This is a genomic window from Haloarcula sp. R1-2 (assembly GCF_011627385.1).
GTDB lineage: Archaea > Halobacteriota > Halobacteria > Halobacteriales > Haloarculaceae > Haloarcula > Haloarcula marismortui.
Map to the genome: position 1 here is coordinate 212048 of NZ_JAANTG010000003.1, position 18941 is coordinate 230988.

Here is an 18941-nt window from a genome sequence, read left to right on the forward strand (position 1 = left end):
TGTACCGTTCGAGTTTCCTTAAGGAATTTAATGCTGGCTCGCCCCTCTCGGTCAGCAGTTACTCCCCGGTGACCAGCGAGGGGTCATTCCGGAAGGCCAGATGCGTCGCAACCGAGAGGCTATCGCGAGCGTGTCTAGCGCTGCGTTCAAGCAGGACCACAGCGCGCTGGAGCGCCAGCAGCGGTTCGGGACGCTCTGATTCCAGATGTGCGTTCAGGTCGGCGATCCTGTCGTCGACCAGGTCGAACGCGGCGCGGGCGTCTTCGGTCGCGTCGTAGTCGGGTGTCGTCACCGCCGACCGGGTTGCGCTGGCTGCGTCGTCAAGTGCGTCCCCAAGTTCGGTGAGCTTTGACGCAGTCAACTGATCGGGCGTCGCCGAGTCGGTCGCCAGACTCGCGATCTCGACGGCTGTGTCAGCCATCAGAACCACGTCCTGTGCGACCGAGCGGTATCCGATAAGGGGGAATCCGGTTTCCAGTCCCACGGCCTGGTTCAGTCGTGGGTTCCGGTAGATGGTAAACACCAGACGGAGAAACAGATAAAACAGCTTCTCGACCTGTTCTTGACGGCTTTCTACTGTTTCGATGAGGTCGGTGTCTCCCTCAATGAGCGCGGAGATTGCGTCCCCACGTATCACTGCCTCGGTCCGACTGAGTCGGCCCAGCAGCGTCGGGAGGTCGAAGTCCTCCGGCGCGACTGAGCACCGTACTGTCACTGTCGTTTCGGCCTGTTCAACGATGCCAAGGCCCATTAGCCGGCGCTCGGCGTTCATAACGGCGTTACGGTGTTCGATCCCCAGTGGTGCCGTCGCCTCAACCCGAATGAGTTGTCGGCCCAGAACGTACTGCGTGATGATGGCCCGCTCCAGTGCATCGGGGGTCAGGGCGTCGGCGTCGATGGTCGCCTCCACATCCTCGATGGTTGGCTGTTCAGGGACGACGAGCAGCGACCCGCCGTTCTCGTCGCGCTGGACGATGACCTCGTCACCCTTCGAGATGTCGTGTTGGCGCGCCCAGTCGACGGGCACTGTCACCGCCAGCGTGGAGGAGCCCAACTGCTGGACTTTCCGTTTCATTCGAATCGGGTCGGGCGTCACTGCCTTGTCCTCCTGAGATTTCGAGCTTCGTGCATTTATTTCTCTATTTCGTGTCCGGTCAGGCCGCATTTTCTACTTTGGGTTGGAACAAATACTCCAAGCGGGCGTAGAAGTAGACAGATTTTCACTCAATTTTGGGATGCCGTATTAAAACAGTCTTAGGGAACATATTCAATAAGGTACTGTACATATGTCCATTCACCTACGCCTACAGTCCATGGACGTTGCGGGATAACTCCACTGTGTAAACAATACTGTCACAACGTCTTTATGTGGTCCTCAAAACGGAACTCATGTGACTGAATACTACCCAAACCCAAACTGTATCGGGAAGAAAAGTGCGAGAAGTAGGGTAAAAAACGTTGATACCTGTTCAATCGTCAACAGTGGTGGTTCGCCGTGAGCGTCATCCTCTACGGACTCGCCGCCACCATCGTGACGATGATGGCCATCGGGTTCTATGTTGCCAAGAAAGTCAACGGCGACAGCATCAACTACATCGTCGCCGGTCGGGGACTTATCCTTCCGCTGGCTGCGGCGACGCTGATGGCGCAGTCGCTCGACTCAAACGCAACGCTCGGGAATACCGACCTCGCAGCAGGCTTTGGCTTCTGGGCCGGCGCGGCACTGCCCGTCGGGCTGGCGCTCTGTCTGTTCCTCACCGGGCTGTTCTTTGCGAAGCCGATGAACCGACTCAACCTCACGACGCTGCCGGATTTCTACCGCCGGAAGTACGGTCGGACCGCTGAGATCGTCGCAAGCATCATCATGTCCGTCGCCTACGCGTTCCTGCTTGCGGGGAACCTTGTCGCCGGCGGGTACCTCTTCCAGATTTTCGTCGGGACGAGCTTCCAGCTGGGCGTGTTCATCATCGCCGGGCTCGTGCTCGCGTACACTGTCGCCGGCGGTCTGTTCTCGGTCGCCTACACCGACGTGTTACAGGCAGGCGTCGCGTTCATCGGCTCCATCGCGCTTATTATCTACGTCACGACGAACTACGGCATCACCATTCCCACCGGCATGGGACCGACGAACCTCGGACAGCTCACCGACCCAAGTCAGGGGGCGTACATCAACCTCGCCACCATCGTCGCTCTCGGCCTCGGTGACATCGTCGCCATCGACTTCATGGAGCGGGTGTTTGCGGCTGATAGCCCCGAAACCGCACAGAAGGCCTGCTTCATCGGGGCCGCCGGCACGCTCGTCATCGGCGTCCCGTTCTCCGTCGTTGCGCTGTCGGCGAACCCGATTCTCGCCTCCCTCGGTGTGGAAGCCGGGAATCAGGCTGTGCTGTACACGCTCCTCCAGAACGCTGTGCCACCGTGGCTGGCTGCACTCGTGCTCGCCGGCATCGTCGCCGCCTCGTTCTCGACGAGCGACGGGGCGATTCTGGGAACGTCGGCCGTCATCGCCCGTAACATCGGCAACATCCGCGTCGACGAGGAGAGTTCCAGCAGTCCGGCAGCCGCCGCGGACGGCGGCGTCGATGAAGGCTTCTTTGGCTCGGAGAGTGACAAACTGCTCACCGTCACGCGCCTGATGTCTGTCCCGATTACGCTGCTTGGCGTGTTCCTTGCGATACGCGTCTCTGCGACGGGAATGTTGCTCGTGTTGGCGTTTGATATCATGCTGGCCGGCGCGTTTGTCCCGCTGGTGATGGGGCTATACTGGTCCGATATCGCGACCACGCCGGCAGCACTCGGCTCGATGATCGCCGGCTCCGCCACCCGTCTCGTGCTCTTCGTGCTGGTGCCGACGACCTACGCCTACGAAAACACGCTCCTGTATATCCCGAACGACATCTTCACCGCCGCTTTCGACGGCCTGCCGACGTTCATCGCCGCCGGGGTCGGGCTCGTGTCGTTCCTCGTCATCGCCTACGCGACCAAGGACGACTACCCGATCTACAGCGTCGAGAAACAGAGCAACCCCAACATTGTAGCTGGCGGCGAGGAAGACTAACCGGACGTATTCGACCCCACTTGATAATTGTTTTCGCCCGGCACACAGCAGTCTCGAAGCGATACGCCCCTACAGCCCCTCAAACAAGCCGTGGCAATCTGGCTGGCTCTTCTTGGGATGCTTCTCCCATCACTGGGACCTCTTGCCAATTAAACAACCCCAGTCGGAACAGCCGGTAACTGTAGGGCTCCCCATGTGGGGCAAAGACGACGAGCGCGAACCGGTCACGGATGTTTTGTCGGTCAGTGCCCGTCAACCCTGATGGTGTCGACGCTGCTGTGTGTGAGTGATAGAACACCCGTGGCCCTGCTGGAACGGCACCGGTGTCTGTGGCGACAAACCGACGCCGCGGTCTGGGGGAAACGTTGTCGAGCCGAACGTGGTCGGTCGCGTACAACCGACTGTCCCGTCGCGTACACGCCAGATATCCACCGGCCTCGTGGGGGTGACGCGCCGCGATATGCGCCGCCATTGTGTCCCGGATGTCGTCGGGAATGATGAGCGCCTGAGGATGATGACTGAACCGCACAGTACTACGTAGAGGTGACCTACGCATAGAATTGTTTCGACTGGCTGGGTGTGCTGCTTAACCGAATGACTGGCTTCTGAAGCCACAACTGGGGTCTCACCCGACTGTCGAGAGACTCCGATACGGCCCGATATCCTCATAACGGCCTGTTCACTCCGTCTTACGGACAGTTACCGCTGTTATCCCCGGCGTCTGCTATGTCTCCTGCCGGCGGTTTTATCAGACAGGTGGGATATTCTGTCACATGGCTGAACAGCCTGTCGACGTTGACCCTGCGGGCGAGAACATCGCCGGTGAGGCACCTGCTGAGGAGCCGGAAGCCGTCACCGACGACACAGTCGTCCATGACGACGACGTTGAACTAGAACGGACTATCGGGCTGGTCGGCGGGCTGGCAATCGGGATTGGGACGATGATCGGAGCCGGAATCTTCGTCTTCCCGGGGCTGGCGGCCGCAAACGCTGGGCTCGCAGCTACCCTTTCGTTTGCTATTGGCGGCCTGATAGCGTTGCTCGTGGCGCTTCCGACTTCGGAACTCGCGACAGCGATGCCACGGAGCGGCGGCGGATACTACTTCATCTCGCGGGGGATGGGGACGGCCTATGGCGCAATCGTAGGCCTTGGGCTGTGGCTGGGCCTGATGTTCGCGTCCGCGTTCTATCTGGTTGGGCTCGGCCACTACGCGAGCGCTGTGTTCGCCGAGCTCGGCATCGGGCTCCCGTTCAGCCCGGTCATCGGCATCGGGTTGCTGTTCGGGGTCGCACTGACGGCGTTGAGTATCGGCGGCACGGAAAACACCGCGAAGCTCCAGAACGTCGTAGTCGGGGTTCTCCTCGTGGTGTTGACGGGCTTCCTTTCCTACGGCGTTCTTGATGCTGTTGGTGTGTTCGGCGGCGGCACCGTTCCGGAGCAGTTCTTCTCCAGAGGGTACTTCCGGGTGTTGACGACCGCTGCGCTGGTGTTCACGTCGTATCTGGGATTCGCACAGGTCGCCACTGTTGCAGGTGAAATCAAACAACCGAGTCGGAACCTCCCGCTGGCGATGGTGGGCTCGGTCCTGATCGTGACCGTATTTTACGTTGTCACAATTTTCGTCGCAACCAGCGCGTTTGGCGCTGAACGACTCGGCGAATTCGGGGAGACAGCGATGGTCGAAGTAGCCCGTGACTTCCTTGGGTTGCCCGGTGCGGTCGCGATTCTGGGTGCCGGGCTGCTGGCGACGTTTTCGAGCGCGAACGCGTCGATTCTCAGTGCCTCGCGGGCCGTGTACGCGCTGAGCCGCGACGCGTTGCTTCCCAGAAAGGCGAGCGAAGTCAACCTTCGATACGGCACGCCACACGTCGCGTTGCTTTCCGCTGGCGGCCCGATCCTCGTCCTCGTCGCGACTGGCCGGGTCGAACTCCTTGCGGAAGTCGCCTCGTTTCTCCACCTGATTATGTACGGGCTGATGTGTATCGCCCTGCTCGTGTTGCGCCGTCGGAACCCAGAGTGGTACTCGCCAAGCTATCGAGTACCGGGCTATCCGTTGGTCCCGGTCGTGGGCGCGCTCGCGAGCTTCGGACTGATCGTCTTCATGCAGCCCGCGTCAATCGGTATCGGCGTCGTGGTCATGCTTGCCTCGTACCTCTGGTACCGTTATTACGCTGGGGACGTGACACTCAAGGGAGATATCTGAGTATGACTGACCGTCTATCGATACTCGTCCCGATCCGTGTCCTCGAGGGAGAATCGGTCCCGGAGGGTGTCCCCGAACTGCTCGCCCATGCGCACGTCGTCCTGCTGGGATACCACGTCATCCCGGAACAGACTGCCCCCGGACAGGCACGGATGCAGTTCGAGGACCGGGCAACGGAACGGCTCGACGAGTACCAGGAGATGTTCGAGGACGCCGGAGCCACCGTCGAGCGGCGACTCGTGTTCACTCATAACGGACAGAAGACTATCGACCGTATGATTGCTGAGCACGACTGCATGGCTGTTCTCGTTCCGAACGCCACAGGGCCGGTCGAAGACGTACTGGTCCCAGTCCGTGGGGCCATCGGGGTCGACCGGCTTGCTCGCGTTGTCGCCAGTGTGTTCGGAGAGATGGACGCCGACGTGACGCTATATCACGTCGCGGATGAAGACACAACCGACGACGATATCCAGACACTGCTCGGCGGGCTGGCGGACCGGCTGGCAGAATTCGGTATGGACCCCTCGACTATCGAGACGCGGATCGACCGCGACCAGAACCCCTTTGACGCAATTGTGGACGTTTCTGATGGGTTTGACACGGTCGTGATGGGTGAAACTGACCCGTCGCTGGCGACATTCGTGTTCGGGATGCCGGCTGATCAGGTCGCCAACCGGTTCCTCGGGCCGGTGTTCGTGGCCCAGCGCGAACGCCCTTCAGCGGATGAAGACGAGTAACACAGCCTGATCCAGCAGCCGGTCGGCTGGAGGGCTGTCGGTGTCTGCTCGCTTCTCAGTGCCCCACCGCCCACGGATAGCCACCCGTCGCCGCGTGGGCGTGGTCGTGTTCACCGTCCGCTGTGCGCTCGTTTGTGCTGGTTCGCACAACGTCGTCGACCCGAAGGATCTGTGTCACAACGGCGACTGCTCGTTGCAGCGCACTCCTGAACACCGCGGCTGGTTCCAGAATACCCGCGTCGATCATGTCGCGGGGATGGCCATCGGGGCCGACACCGACCGTCTCTGCGCCGGCGTCGTGTCGCTGTTTTATCCCCGTCAGCGTGGTCAGTGGGTCCGTGCCCGCGTTCGCGGCCAGTGTCCGCGGGAGGGCTTCCAGTGCGGTTCCGAACCCATCGAAGACGAGCTGTGTCCGGTCCGGGATCTCACGGGACAGCGCGGCGAGGTCCATCGCCAGTGCGGTCGGCACCGCACCACCACCCGGCACGAACACGCCGTCGTCAAGTGCGACACGAGTAACGTCGATACAGTCTGCCACGATGCGGCGGACTTCCTCTGCGACGTGTGGCGTGCCGCCACGGAGCAGTAGTGTTGCTCGGTGTTCCTCCGGACAGCCCTGCAGCACGAGCGTCTGTGCAGTCCCGACCGTCCGCTGTGTGACCGACCCAACAGTGCCGGTGTCGTCCGCGGTCAGGTCGTCGACAGACATGACTGGCGTGCTTCCTGTCGCTCGGGCGATAACATCGAACTCGTCTCGCCGGGTCCGTTCGACAGGGAGGACACCCCGCTGGGCGAGCGCGGTCCTGACTGCTTCGTCGATGGATTTCTGACAGAGGAGCACGGTCGCACCGGACTGTACCACCTGCTCTACCAGTTCGGTCCTCCGGTCCTGTTCGTGGGCCTGAAACGCGTTCCGCTGTGTCGCGTCTTGCAGCTCCACCGATTCGACATTGTTCGGTTCTTCGATGCCGATTTCGGCGTCGACCATCGCGATAGCCGGCTCGTCATGGGTCCGGGTGCGCGGGTGACTGAGGGCGTTGAGGGATGTCGATGATGTCTCTAGATCGACCAGCACTCCGTCGAGACAGACGGACTCGCGGAGTTCGCCGCCGGGGTAGGACTTGAGCGTGAGCCGCGACCTGTCGAACCCGATTGCCTGCAGCGCACTGAGAGTCAGTTCGGCGAACCGGTCGGTCGAAGCGTCGTCCCACCGTCCTGTGACGGCAGTCTTCGCAATCTGTGTCAGTCGGTCGTCCTGCCGGCTGTGCAGGCCACGTTCGTACTGCGCAAGTTGGTCAAGAGCGGCCTCGACGGCTCTGCCGTAGCCGTCGATGATTGTCGTTGGATGAAGCCCGGCTGAACGAAGCGTTGCAGCCTCCTCAAGAAGCGCGCCGACCAGCACAACCGCCGTCGTCGTCCCGTCCCCGACGGTATTGTCCTGTGCAGCCGCGGCCTGCTCGACCAGCCGACCGACTGGATGCGTGATATCCATCCACTCGATGATTTTCGACCCGTCGTTGGTGACGATGACCGTCCCGTTCTCGCCGACGACCATTTTATCCAATCCGTTGGGCCCGAGTGTTGTCCGGATTGCGTCGGCGAGTTCGCCTGCGGCGGTCTGTGTGGGGTTCGGCTCGTTATTGCTGTCGTCATCGGTCGTCTCTCCCAACATCAGTGTCGACAGCCCGTATTGTCTCTAGCTCTCATTACAGCGGGTCGTCAGTGACACAGAGGTCACCGCGGTCGGCGCTGTTGTGCTCGATACCTTCGGGGGACGCGTCGAAGTCGAACGCGCCCGTTGGGAGCGCCAGCGTCGAACAGGCGTTTGGCACGTCTACGACGCCGCTCTGTCGTCCCTCGACCGGGACAGTCCCAAGAATGTGCAGCGCCTGCTGGCCGGTGTAGCCGAACTGCTTGAGGTAGTCGATAGCCTGCAGACAGGCCCGCCGATACGCGGTGTGGGAGTCGATGTACTTCTGTTCACCGTCCTCCGTGACGGAGTAGCCACAGAAGGTGACGTAGTCTTCGAAGTTCGGCCCGCGGTGACCTGGCTCGAAGATCGGGTGGTCGACGCCGAACTTCTCCATCCCGTCTTTCACGAGGTCGAATTCGAGATCGACGTAGGCGGCCATCTCGATCGCGCCACAGAAGGAAATCTCGCCGTCCCCTTGCGAGGCGTGGAAATCCCCGATACCGAACTTCGCTCCCTCGACGTAGACTGGGAAGTACACCGTTGAGCCGATGGAGAGGTCCTTGATGTCGTGGTTCCCGCCGTGTTCTCGAGGTGGCACGGTTCGGGCCGCGACTTCTGCTGCCTCCTCGGCCTCGTCGGGGTCCATCTCGCCCATGAGCGCGCCGTCGGGTGTCGGCGGGTTCGCCACGGCTGGCTCCTCTTTCCCGGTCGGATGGTTCGGTATCGACTCGGGGTCCTCGGCGTGCTTGTCGATGAGTTCCTGTTCGCGCTCGTTCCATGCTTCCAGCAGTTCCTCGCTTGGCGCACAGCCTGCGAGACCGGGATGGATCTTCCCCTCGTACTCGACATCGGGGATGTGGCGCGAGGAGACCGTGTAGCCGTCGATGTCCCAGATGGATTTGGCCGCCTTCGAGAAGTGATCGGTCAAAAAGCCGCCGCCGTTTTGCTGGGAGAACGTGCCAGTGAACCCGAACTCCGAGCGGTCGTTGAGCGGCCCCATGTCGTGGAACTCGACTTTCAGCAGGTCACCCGGCTCGGCACCGTTGACGTGAACGGGCCCTGCGAGATAGTGCACCTGCGAGAGGTCCACGTCGCGGACCTCATTGGCGTTGTCGTTATCGGTTATTTGTCCGCCGGTCCAGTCGAGTGCCTCTAATCGCATACTCTCGCCAGGGTCCGCTTCGACGACCGCCGGAATGTCCGGGTGCCACCGATTGAACGGGTTCGCGCCCGGTTGTTCGTCTGGCGCGCTGTCGACATCAACCTCGAACTTCGCTTCTGGCATTACGACTACAGTATCGAATAGATTACACATAAGTGTTAGGACTATTGACGTTTAGAATGTCCACTTCTGATACAATATACGAAATCTTATCTCTGTATTCTTCGAGATATAGCTACATACTCATCTTAATACAGAGGAAATCTGTACAGACACTCTCACCAAAATACGGATATAATATGCAAAAGTCTTGTTTTTGATAGTGTTACATGCCCATTCATGACACGCCAACTATCACGGCGTATCAGTTGAGACACGACTGCTCTCCTAAATCAACGAGACGCTGTCCTCTATGACGTGATTTGAGCGGAACTTGCCAGAGAGTACGCGGTACACAGTGCCCCGGTAACACGTGATGAGAATGTCAATGTGCGGTTCGCCTCAGTTCAACGCCGTCTGTCCGGGTCCGGGAACTGTTTTTTCACTGTGCTGTGGTTTTGCTCACACCCACAGTCCAAAACCACGCGAAAGCAGGCGAACGACGGTTTACGAGAGTCACACCAGATTCTCCAAATATTCGAGGGCACAAGTACTGCGTATGCGCCGACGGACGCTTCTCAAATCGACGGGTGCGGCTGGAACAATTGTTGGAGTCGCCGGCTGTCTCGGTGGTGGTCGGCTCGGCGACTCGAATCCCGACGTCGTCCTCGAAGAGCCCGACCGGGAGTTCGAGAGCAACGACCTTCCGTACCCCGCATGGGGTGAGCAGATTCCGGACGTGCGTGTCGCCACACCGACCGCATCCCGCGAGGTTCGACTGCGGGATATTGAAACGCCGACCCTCCTCACATTCTTTTATAGCCACTGCCAGACGGTGTGTCCAGTTCTCATCTCGACGCAGCGAAACATTCAGAGCCACGCCCAGAACAACGGCTACGCCGCTGGCGTCCGGTTCATCCCGATGACGTTCGACCCCGCTCGTGATACCGCAGAACGACTCGGGGTGTATGCCGACAAAATGAATGTCGACGCCGATAGCGAAAGCTGGCAGTTCCTTCGACCGGCGTCGAAGCAGCGGGCGAAGGCTGTCATACAGGACCAGTTCGGGGTTATGTTCCAGCGAACTGAACCGGAGGACATGGATATGTACATGTTCACGCATACAGCACTGACGCTACTGGTCAACGCCGATGGGTTTGTCGAGCGTGCCTACCGCTCGAAGTCACCGGACGAAGAAACCATTATTGCTGACCTTGAAACGGTGAGAACCGCGTGAACCGCCGGCAGGTTGTTGCGGCCATGACCGGGCTCGGTCTCACCGGGGGAAGCCTGTGGGTTGCCCAGAACGGGCTGTCAGGTATCCGGTCCCAAAACACAGACCAGCTTCCGGTTCGCGTTGAGACGCTCGATGCACGCGGCTCGTCGGCAGGCGAGACGCCCGTACCGACGCCGGGAACCGTCACGGTAGTCGACCTCTTTGCTACGTGGTGTGCACCCTGTGACGACCAGCTCGAGATACTCGATTCGATTCGGCCCGAGTACACCGATGTCTCGTTCATCTCAGTGACGAACGAGCGCCCGAGCGAGACTCTGACGAGGGCTGACATTGGTGAATGGTGGAACCGGAACGGCGGTGCTTGGACTGTCGGCATTGACCCCGGTAGTGAGTTGCTTGCGGCATTTGGGGCGGACGGACTTCCGTACATTGCGATTGTCGACGAGCGCGGGACCGTCCAGTTCGGTCACAGTGGGCTCGCCGGGAAAGAGACGCTCCGAGACGAACTCGACGCACTGGTGTAAGATGGCGGATGTTGCCGTACTCGGGACACTTGCGTTCGCCGCGAGCGCTGGCATCGCGACCTTTTTTGCCCCGTGTGCGTTCCCGCTTCTCCCGGGCTACATTGGGTACTACCTGCGTGAAAGCGGCGGGGATGTGAGTATGCTGCCACCGGCCACCGCCGCTGCTGGCGGAGCGCTTGCTGCGCTCACCCTCGTTGCGCTGCTCGTCCTCGCACTTGGGCAACCGCTCAAGAACGCACTCCCGATGCTCGAACCGGTCATCGGACTCGGTCTGGTCGTGTTCGGCGTCGTGATGCTCCTGAACCGCGAGCCCGAACTCCGCGTCCCGCTGCCAGAGCGACCGGCGTCGGTAGCCGGGTTCGGCGTGTTCGGTGCTGTGTACGCGGTTGCCGCAGCGGGCTGTGTCGTGCCGCTGTTCTTCGGCGTGGTTACCCAGGCGCTCGCATTGCCAGTCCACACAAGTATTCTCGTCCTCACAGCGTACGCACTCGGCGTCGCGGTTCCGCTTGTCGGCGTGACACTCCTCGCGGGCGTCGGCATCGGGCTCTGGCACACTGTCGGCACGTACCTGCAACGGATACACCAGATCGCAGCCGTCGTGATGATACTCGCCGGTGGCGGGCAGATTTACCTCGCCGTGTTCGAACTCGGCGTGTTCTAATTCAGTCGAATGGGGGCTGGCCCCGAAAAATGCGGACTCGTGTGGCATTCCCACGGAGAGATGTGACCCGCCTCGAGGTCAAGCCCCGACGCATTCGGCCTGTTCCGCCCGTAGATTTACACCACAAGCAATTTATCGGTATATTAACTACTTCGGTACAGCAATGCGTTGTTCCCGCCGCCACGCCCTCCGACTCATCGGCGCGTCCGGGGTGATCACCGCGACCGCCGGTTGTCTCAATCCCGGCAGTCTCGACAACTACGCGCTCATCGCCAGTGAACAGGACCTCTCATCAATCGGTCGGCCGTATCTCTGGCCCGACCCGACCGCAATTGATGCGACCACCAGGGTCGACTTTACTGCCGAGACGAAACAGCAGTATACGTCAGAACTGTTCGACACCCGTAGCGTTACCGTCCAACAGTGGCCGCTCGTCGGACGAGACCGGTGGGGCAAAGACACGAGGCCGCGCCCGACGTTCCTCCGGCAGGACGGGATCTTTTATCAGGTCCAGATAAACGAGGCACGGCAGCTCGAACGGGACCGCTGGCACTTTGCGGTCACACGGTCCGAGGAGACGCCGCCGGACGACGCGACGGTCGAGAGACGGCCCTTCGACCGCTCGACACAGGACAAACGCGTCCTTGAGGCTGCGCTCGACGCGGTCTACGCGGGCAACGATGGGTTTCTCGGCGACCCTCAATTCGAAAACCTGCAGGCCGTCGAGTATCACCAGCACCTTGACGCTGAAGCCAGTGAGTTCGTCCCATCGCCGCCGTTCGATTACATCGAGTACGAAGACGAATACTTTCGCCCCGTCACAGAGCAGCGGACGGTAACTGTCCCAGAATGGACGTACACTATCGACGAGATCTCGAACAATCGCGAAGCGTTCCAGGAGTACGCACGAACGGCGGTTCTGGAACTCGATCTGAGCTCACTCGACCTCTCGGAGGCCGCTCGTGGCGTGATCGACGACGCGATCAGCGAGGAGCCTCGCCGCTACGAAGAGGGCGCACCGCCTTCTGACGGACTTGCTGAGGTTTTGGACGCGCTCGGCATCGCTGGCGACCTCCAGCCGATAGACAGCTACGACGACCGAGTCGACTTCCGGGGTGTCGTCGCCGAATACCAAGGCACCGTCTATTGGTTTAGCCTGATCGTGACCCCCTGACTGGTCGTGACCAACCGGAACGCTGCAAAGTCACGAGGACCTTGACGGGCCTCAACGGGCGGAACTCTCGGTCGCGTTCTCAGAAGCGACCGCTCGGGCTGTGTCGACCCAACTGTGGTCCGGGAAGGAAGCGGGACGAACGTCGTACGTGTATCGGTCGGTGCGTCCGTCTCTGCCAAACGTGATATCGAACGCGTAGACGATCCCATCCTCGACTCCGAGCGAGAGCGTGCCGTTGCGAAGCGGTGGGGCGTCGTCGGCGGCGGTCGCTCGTTTGCCCGTGACGCGATACGTGATGACGGAGACGCCGTGGTGCGTCGTCCTGTTGGTGGCCGTCCACGTGTACCCGTCGAGGAGGTCAGGATGTCGGCCGATGTTCGTGGGCGCAATCTGTCCGTAGCGTGGGTCGTACCGGTAATACGCGTCGGTGGCGTCGTGGTAGACGTAGCTGTCGTCCGATTCCAGTTCCTCCCTCTGGCGCTCGTTCGGAATATCGTCGACCGGTTGAACGGCCGCATACGTCGTCCCGTTCCGATAGACCGTGGCGTTGTGCCACCGGTCAGCGAGTATCTCCCCCGTGTTGGAATTGATATAATAATCGCCTTCTATGAGCGGGCGGTCGGGTGGTGCGGTGTAGATGATAGCGTACGAGTCCCAGTATTCACGGGGGGTGTGCGAGACGTTCATATCGTCTTCCTCAAGCGCCGAGAAGTTGATGTGATCCGGACCTGCCCCTGCAGGATACGTCTCGTCCAGCCCAGGTGAGGTCGTTTGCGGGGACCAGGGGGCCGTGAAAGCGGCCAGTCCGATACCGATTGCTACGAGCGCGACGGCGAGACCAATGACGTAGCGACGGTCCATGCCGAATCAAATCACAGCACCACTAAGTAAGTGCTCAAGACTCAAAACAGAACTTGTGCGTTACGCATGACCACAGAGCCCATTCACTCTGTGAGCGATATGGCCGCTGTGCCTGCCCCGCGAGCGACTGACCGTTCGTTGTTTCGCAGCATCGACGGCGACAGACTAACGATGTCGCTGCGAACACTTCGATACGCAACGGCAGAACTGTCTGGTAGTGCTTACCGAATTTAGGAGGATTTCAAGCCGAGCTACAGCAAACCGCGTCGCTCACTGGAACTCAAATCAGGTATGAATGGTGGCGGCGAACCGCGTTTCCCAGAGGCTCGCGCACTCCAGTACTCCCCGGAACGCTGGCGGGCTTATCTTCCGTGTTCGAGATGGGTACGGGAGGCAACCCCGCCGCTGTGGCCGCCTATACGATACCTCTCGTGGCCACAGTTATAAGCGTAGCTACTTGGAGACGAGAACTACCCGAACACAGTTCGACACTCACTAGCACAGCACCGAAGGGCGCACGATACGACTCGGTTCAGCGCTCTGTTTCAGGGTGCCGACTCCCCGTCCATGGTTGGCGGTAACGAAGAGATACCTGGGTTTCGCTACGCTCTCAGCTGGGTGCAGAACGCACCTGCTCGCTCACTCGAACCGGCCGCTGAAGACGATTTCGTCGAGCGGCTTCCGATTGCTCGGCTCTTCACGCTCTTTGAGGTCGTCAGGCAACGTCTCGGGATCGGCGCGTTCACCGACAGCGACCATCGCCTCGGCGTCGAATTCGTCTTCGGGGACGCCCAGAGTGTCGTGAATCCGGTCCCAGTCGAAGCCTGCCATTGGATGAACAGCCAGGTCGCGCCGAGCGCCTTCGAGAGCGAGATTCTGCCACGCAGCGCCGGTATCGAAAGAGCGCGTCACAGCAGCTTCGCCGTTGTGGTCGAGGGTGACCTTCGAGAAGACGGCGATGAGCGCGCCAGCGTCGCGTGCCCACGAGCGGTTGGCCTCGTTCAGCAGGTCGAGAAAGGAGTCCCACTCGTCGTCTTCGCGGGTGGCGTAAACAAACCGCCAGTGCTGGTTATTGAACGCGGACGGGGCCCAGCGTGCGGCTTCGAACAACGAATGGAGGGCATCCTCAGCAAGCGAATCACCAGTCATCGCACGTGGCGACCAGCGATTGACAAAGAGCGGGTCGACGTTGTGGACGGGGTCACGGTATTCAGCAACTTCATCGTCGAGATTGTGACCAGTATTCGTCTGTGACATCGTGTATTTCTGTTCGGTTCACGCGCTTATGTACTAATGGCAACATAAGCACAACCAGGTAACATCGATGCTATCCTCGGGTAATTATCAAAGAGTATGGCATAGAGTAACGCGGGAACGCACTGCCGATCAAATCAGGGCACGACCGTGGTTGCCCACGTTGTCCTGACACGTCTAAACCGGTCTACTCAGAGCCGAACCGAATGGCGTGTTTGCACTGCGGTTGTCGCCAGAGAACTGGTCAACAGCCAGATGAGGGAACGCCAAGCGAGACGCCGGCAAGGAAGAGAGGGAGACCGGCGACAGCAACGGCAGCAGCGCTGGCCGTTGCGATAGGGATGAAAAGCACGCCCAGTCCAAACGGCGCAGGCAGTATCGGGAGGATTGGTAGCATCGACAGCACGAACCCGATGGCGGCGGTCTTCAACGCCAGCCGGCGGTTCCCATGGCCGACTGCGTACCCGGCCGGGAGAAGCACAAACGCAGGTCCAAGAACCAACAGCGCTGACACCGGGAACGTGAACCCGTCCCCGACAACCATCGGCGCCGCCGCTATCGTCACTCCGAGCGCGATGCCTGCGCCGACTACTGCGCCGCCAACGACCGTCCGATAGCTTGTGCGCTCACGGACGCGCCGCTGTGACAGTGCGATGCCACAGATGAACAGCGCGGTGCCACCGCCGAACAGCGGTGCCGCTATGCCACCCAACCGCAAAACGCCCGTCGCTCCAAGAAGCGACAGAACAGTCGCTAGCGCGCCCACGCCGGCGAAGACGATGCCCGCGGAGTCCCGGACGCGTTTCAAGTCCCAATCAAGCCGGGCGACACCCCCGGCGGCAGCGCCGATCAAGAGGGTAAACACCGCTGCGGGGAGCGTGGTGTATGCGAGCGCCTTCACCGCCATCACGGGTCCGAGCAGTGCTCCGACCGCGAGTAGACTCAACAGCGGCCCAACGGCCGTGTCACGGGGAACGAACGTCACGATACGCCCGTCGTTGAGTTCGGTCAGCGTCATCCGCTGTCCGTCGTCTGAGACGGTTGCGCCGTCGATGGCTCGCTCGACTCGCATCCCGTCGGGAGCAACGACGACGAGCCGATCAGCACCGAGGCCATCGAGGTTTCGATAGCCGTAGGCTTCAGTAAACTCGCCAGTCCGGACTGTCCCGCCGACGGACTGCTGAGCGAAGTTGGCCTCGCGGTACCGTAGCGTTATGACGCCATCGCCGGACACGTTCGCGCTCAGGAGTTCGGTGTCCCACATCGCCCTATCGGCGATAGCGGTCCGAAGGCTCTCGTTTGCTCGAAGCCGTGCAACACCTTCTGCGTTAGACAGACGATTGTGGACGACCCACGTTGCGGTTCCGTTGCTGTTGACGGCGACGGTTGCATTGCTGTGTGTGACAGTGACCGACACACCGTGAGACTCGGCCGTCGATTCAAAGGTGTCACCGCAGGCGTCACACAGCGGCCTTGGCGGGGGCGCTGCGCCGACTGGCATGGCGGTACAGAGGAGCGACACACAGACCAGACAGAGGAGGGCGAGGTGGTGGAGTCGATGCGGGGCCATGTAGCATATCTATCCTGTCATGTGTTAAGAGATATCGATTACTCAAAGAATGGTTATACAAACACGGACTACAGGTGACAGTTCGGCCGATACATATCTGCCAAGTATCCCGCTCAATACATATCGCGTCCGCTATGTCGGCCAGATTCAACTTTCGGCGGTGTCAGCGTGGTCGTTGAGCGGAGCAGACGCCGTCGCTGCTTCGTCGAGCATCCCTGACGCCCACTCGACCACATCGGGAGGCGTCCAGTGGAACTGTCGAATCCACTGTTACGTTCGCGGTCAATGGTCAGAAACGTGGTCTCGTCGTCGATGAGGTCGATACTGCAGGGCACAGATTCGTCAATTTAGATGCACGTGTCCCCGAAACCGCTGTCAGACTATCTGGAATGTTCTTATCTAGTATAATAGCTTATACGGACAGAACCACGATGGTCGGCAGAACGCCGTGACAGCAATCGAGATCGAGTCGCTTCGGAAGGCCTACGGCGACATGACCGCGATAGCGGACCTCTCGCTCAGCATCGACGATGGCGAGTTCTTCGGACTGCTCGGGCCGAACGGGGCCGGCAAGACCACCACAATGGAAATACTCACCGGGCAGCTCAGTCCGGATAGTGGACAGGCAGCGGTACTCGGTGTCGACCCGGCAACGCAGCCAACAGCGGTCCGCGAACGAGCGGGGATTCTCCCTGAAAAAGAGTCACCGCCGAGTTTCATGACGCCACGCGAGTACTTCGACTTTGTCGGTGCTATCCGAGATATGCCCGACGACGCGGTAACAGCGCAGACCGAGTCATGGGCCGACCGTCTCGGCTTCACCGCGAAACTCGACACGCTGTCCTCGGACCTTTCGCGGGGCCAACAGCAGAAAGTGATGATCGCCGGCGCGTTTTTCCACGAGCCGGATGTCGTGTTCATCGACGAACCGCTGGCGAATCTCGACCCAATCGTTCAGGAGCGGGTCAAGCGCTTCCTGCGCTCGTACCGGGACGACGGCAACACGATTGTTGTTACGACACACGACGTAGACGTTGCTGCCGAACTCTGCTCGCGGGTCGGCATCATGTATGGCGGCGAACTCGTCGCTGATGTCCGGCCGGCAGAACTCGACGCTGATGTGACGCTCCTCGACGTGTTTCTGGACAACGTTGACGCAACAGTGGACCAGGGACCGAAATCGCTGACACATGAGTGACGGACGAGCGCGAAGGGTGTTTGTCGAGATGCTCCGGGAGGAGTGGCGACTCCACAGTCGGCTCTTCCGCGGCAGTCACTTCTCCCTGTTTCCGGTGCTTATCTGTCTGCTCGCTGGAGCCGCGGCCAAGCTTCTTGCTGTTACCGGGACCGAGCCGAAAACCGTGTTCGCCGTCCTCCACGCACTGGTGTTCGTCTTTGGTCTCCACACGGGGTCCATCGGCTTTGTGGGACGGGATGCTCTCCGGAACCTCCTCGGTGATGTGACGCTGCTGGTCTTTTCGGCTCGCACGCTCCCGCTATCGCAGAACACGCTGCTGGGACTGTTCGTCGTCAAGGACAGTGTCTACTACGCAGTGCTGTTCCTGTTGCCGATTTCCCTCGGAACGGTGCTTGCAGTCAGCGGAGCAGCCGGGCCTCTCCTCGTAGCTGAGACGGTCCCACTTCTGTGGACGACCCTCGCACTGACGTTCGTCCTCGGAATGGGCACGACGATTGCGGCCCTCGGCCTCGCTGGCCGTGGCGTTCCCGGACTGGCGCTACTCGCGGCCCCACTCGTCGCCGTCGGTGCAGCGCTGGCAAGTGGTGTCGATATCGTCTTCTACACCCCCTACGGTCTGTTTCTCGCCCAGACCCCTGTGCGGGCCGGAACTACGGGTGCCAGTATCCTCGTCGTCTTTCTGCTCAGCGCCGGGACCTTCGATGCGACCGCCCCCCGCCCCGCTCGAACGGTCACACCGGCCTTCCGCCGCTGGTGGCGACGGATCGGTGACCCAGTTGCGACCAAGAGCCTGCTTGACATCCACCGGAGCGCTGGCGGGTTCGGGAAAGTCCTCTTTTCGGCGGCGATTCTGTTCGGTGTCACCGCCGCGCTGGTCGATTTCGCTGGACAGATTACGGGTGTGCCGCCGTCCACTGGTATCTCATTCGGTGCGATTCTCGGGCTCTCTGGGTTTACAACCTACAACTGGCTCACACAATCCGATGACGTGAGCCTGTATTTCGCCCATCCACTCTCTGTGAAAGCCGTTTTTGTGGGGAAATTCCGGGCGTTCCTCCTGCTCGGCCCGCTAGTTGGACTCGCGTTCTACGGACTCGCACTCGTCTGGCGTGGCGGGTCGGTCGCCGAGGCGGCTGTCGGAGGCGTCCTGCTCGTCGGCGTTGCCTGCTACATCTTCGGCACCACCGTGTACCTCACTGGCCTTTCTCCGAACGAGTTCCTCTTCGATACGGCCCTGTTCGCTGTTTTCGGCGCGGCAATGGTCCTCCCGCTAGTCCCGATCCTTATCGCTGGGTTCGCCATCTCGCCGCTGTCTGGGACCCTGCTTGCCGCCCTCGGGGGGTCTGGTGGCGTCATGGCTGTTGTCGGCGTCGCCCTCTACCGTCGGTCGTTACCCAAATGGTCGACGCGGTATCAGCAGGCGTGAGTGGCCGCTTGGGTTCGTCCGCTCCGGCCCCAGCACCGACTCGCCATCATCATCGGGTTTGCCGTTGCCTGTGTGCCCTAATC

Annotated in this window: 16 protein-coding genes and 1 rRNA gene; 9 read left to right on the plus strand and 8 right to left on the minus strand. The window is 60.8% G+C overall.

Annotation, left to right across the window (positions count from 1 at the left end; translation table 11 throughout):
• Nucleotides 1-58: 58 nt before the first annotated feature.
• Nucleotides 59-1075, minus strand: coding sequence for a phosphate uptake regulator PhoU (locus tag G9C82_RS15120; protein ID WP_007188497.1), 1017 nt, complete (start codon nt 1073-1075; stop codon nt 59-61).
• 420 nt (nt 1076-1495) lie between these two features.
• Between G9C82_RS15120 and G9C82_RS15125 the strand changes: the two genes are divergently transcribed.
• Nucleotides 1496-3058, plus strand: coding sequence for a sodium:solute symporter family protein (locus tag G9C82_RS15125; RefSeq protein ID WP_049938531.1), 1563 nt, complete (start codon nt 1496-1498; stop codon nt 3056-3058).
• 79 nt (nt 3059-3137) lie between these two features.
• On the opposite strand, the gene G9C82_RS15130 is transcribed toward G9C82_RS15125, so the two are convergent.
• The gene (locus G9C82_RS15130; RefSeq protein ID WP_127014552.1) at nt 3138-3614 is read right to left on the minus strand and encodes a Mov34/MPN/PAD-1 family protein; all 477 of its coding nucleotides are present in this window, start codon (nt 3612-3614) and stop codon (nt 3138-3140) included.
• Between the two features lie 217 nt (nt 3615-3831).
• Between G9C82_RS15130 and G9C82_RS15135 the strand changes: the two genes are divergently transcribed.
• Together G9C82_RS15135 and G9C82_RS15140 are read left to right on the plus strand one after the other, a co-directional pair.
• The gene (locus tag G9C82_RS15135; RefSeq protein ID WP_004965814.1) at nt 3832-5262 is read left to right on the plus strand and encodes an APC family permease; all 1431 of its coding nucleotides are present in this window, start codon (nt 3832-3834) and stop codon (nt 5260-5262) included.
• 2 nt (nt 5263-5264) lie between these two features.
• A complete protein-coding gene (locus G9C82_RS15140) occupies nt 5265-5999 on the plus strand; it encodes a universal stress protein (RefSeq protein WP_007188501.1) in 735 nt (244 codons plus the stop codon).
• Between the two features lie 55 nt (nt 6000-6054).
• On the opposite strand, the gene G9C82_RS15145 is transcribed toward G9C82_RS15140, so the two are convergent.
• On the minus strand, nt 6055-7671 hold the full coding sequence (locus G9C82_RS15145; RefSeq protein ID WP_127014553.1) for a TCP-1/cpn60 chaperonin family protein: 1617 nt from the start codon (nt 7669-7671) through the stop codon (nt 6055-6057).
• Nucleotides 7672-7705: 34 nt separating this feature from the next.
• Complete coding sequence (gene fmdA / locus G9C82_RS15150) at nt 7706-8977, minus strand: formamidase (protein WP_127014554.1); 1272 nt, start codon at nt 8975-8977, stop codon at nt 7706-7708.
• A 535-nt stretch (nt 8978-9512) separates the two neighbouring features.
• Here fmdA and G9C82_RS15155 point away from each other — a divergent pair.
• The 4 genes from G9C82_RS15155 to G9C82_RS15170 all read left to right on the plus strand — a co-directional run bounded on the left by G9C82_RS15155 (nt 9513) and on the right by G9C82_RS15170 (nt 12549).
• Nucleotides 9513-10190, plus strand: a complete 678-nt coding sequence (locus tag G9C82_RS15155; RefSeq protein ID WP_007188504.1) for an SCO family protein — start codon at nt 9513-9515, stop codon at nt 10188-10190.
• Complete coding sequence (locus G9C82_RS15160) at nt 10187-10714, plus strand: TlpA disulfide reductase family protein (RefSeq protein WP_004965823.1); 528 nt, start codon at nt 10187-10189, stop codon at nt 10712-10714. The genes G9C82_RS15155 and G9C82_RS15160 overlap by 4 nt, the downstream gene beginning before the upstream one ends.
• A 1-nt stretch (nt 10715) precedes the next feature.
• Nucleotides 10716-11375 carry a cytochrome c biogenesis protein CcdA gene (locus tag G9C82_RS15165; protein WP_127014555.1) on the plus strand — a complete coding sequence of 220 codons (660 nt, stop codon included), beginning with the start codon at nt 10716-10718 and terminating at the stop codon, nt 11373-11375.
• Between the two features lie 163 nt (nt 11376-11538).
• Nucleotides 11539-12549, plus strand: coding sequence for a hypothetical protein (locus tag G9C82_RS15170; protein WP_127014556.1), 1011 nt, complete (start codon nt 11539-11541; stop codon nt 12547-12549).
• Between the two features lie 51 nt (nt 12550-12600).
• On the opposite strand, the gene G9C82_RS15175 is transcribed toward G9C82_RS15170, so the two are convergent.
• The 4 genes from G9C82_RS15175 to G9C82_RS15190 all read right to left on the minus strand — a co-directional run bounded on the left by G9C82_RS15175 (nt 12601) and on the right by G9C82_RS15190 (nt 16234).
• Nucleotides 12601-13410, minus strand: coding sequence for a hypothetical protein (locus G9C82_RS15175; RefSeq protein ID WP_007188508.1), 810 nt, complete (start codon nt 13408-13410; stop codon nt 12601-12603).
• A gap of 296 nt (nt 13411-13706) precedes the next feature.
• Nucleotides 13707-13829, minus strand: a 5S ribosomal RNA gene (gene rrf / locus G9C82_RS15180).
• Between the two features lie 220 nt (nt 13830-14049).
• Nucleotides 14050-14667: a nitroreductase family protein gene (locus G9C82_RS15185; protein WP_127014557.1), complete on the minus strand. Its 618-nt coding sequence runs from the start codon at nt 14665-14667 to the stop codon at nt 14050-14052.
• A 241-nt stretch (nt 14668-14908) separates the two neighbouring features.
• Complete coding sequence (locus G9C82_RS15190; RefSeq protein WP_127014558.1) at nt 14909-16234, minus strand: hypothetical protein; 1326 nt, start codon at nt 16232-16234, stop codon at nt 14909-14911.
• 448 nt (nt 16235-16682) lie between these two features.
• On the opposite strand from G9C82_RS15190, the gene G9C82_RS15195 reads away from it, so the two are divergent.
• Both G9C82_RS15195 and G9C82_RS15200 read left to right on the plus strand, forming a co-directional pair.
• Nucleotides 16683-17432 carry an ABC transporter ATP-binding protein gene (locus G9C82_RS15195; protein ID WP_127014559.1) on the plus strand — a complete coding sequence of 250 codons (750 nt, stop codon included), beginning with the start codon at nt 16683-16685 and terminating at the stop codon, nt 17430-17432.
• Nucleotides 17425-18858: a hypothetical protein gene (locus G9C82_RS15200; protein ID WP_127014560.1), complete on the plus strand. Its 1434-nt coding sequence runs from the start codon at nt 17425-17427 to the stop codon at nt 18856-18858. Before G9C82_RS15195 ends, G9C82_RS15200 begins: the two co-directional genes overlap by 8 nt.
• Nucleotides 18859-18941: the final 83 nt, after the last annotated feature.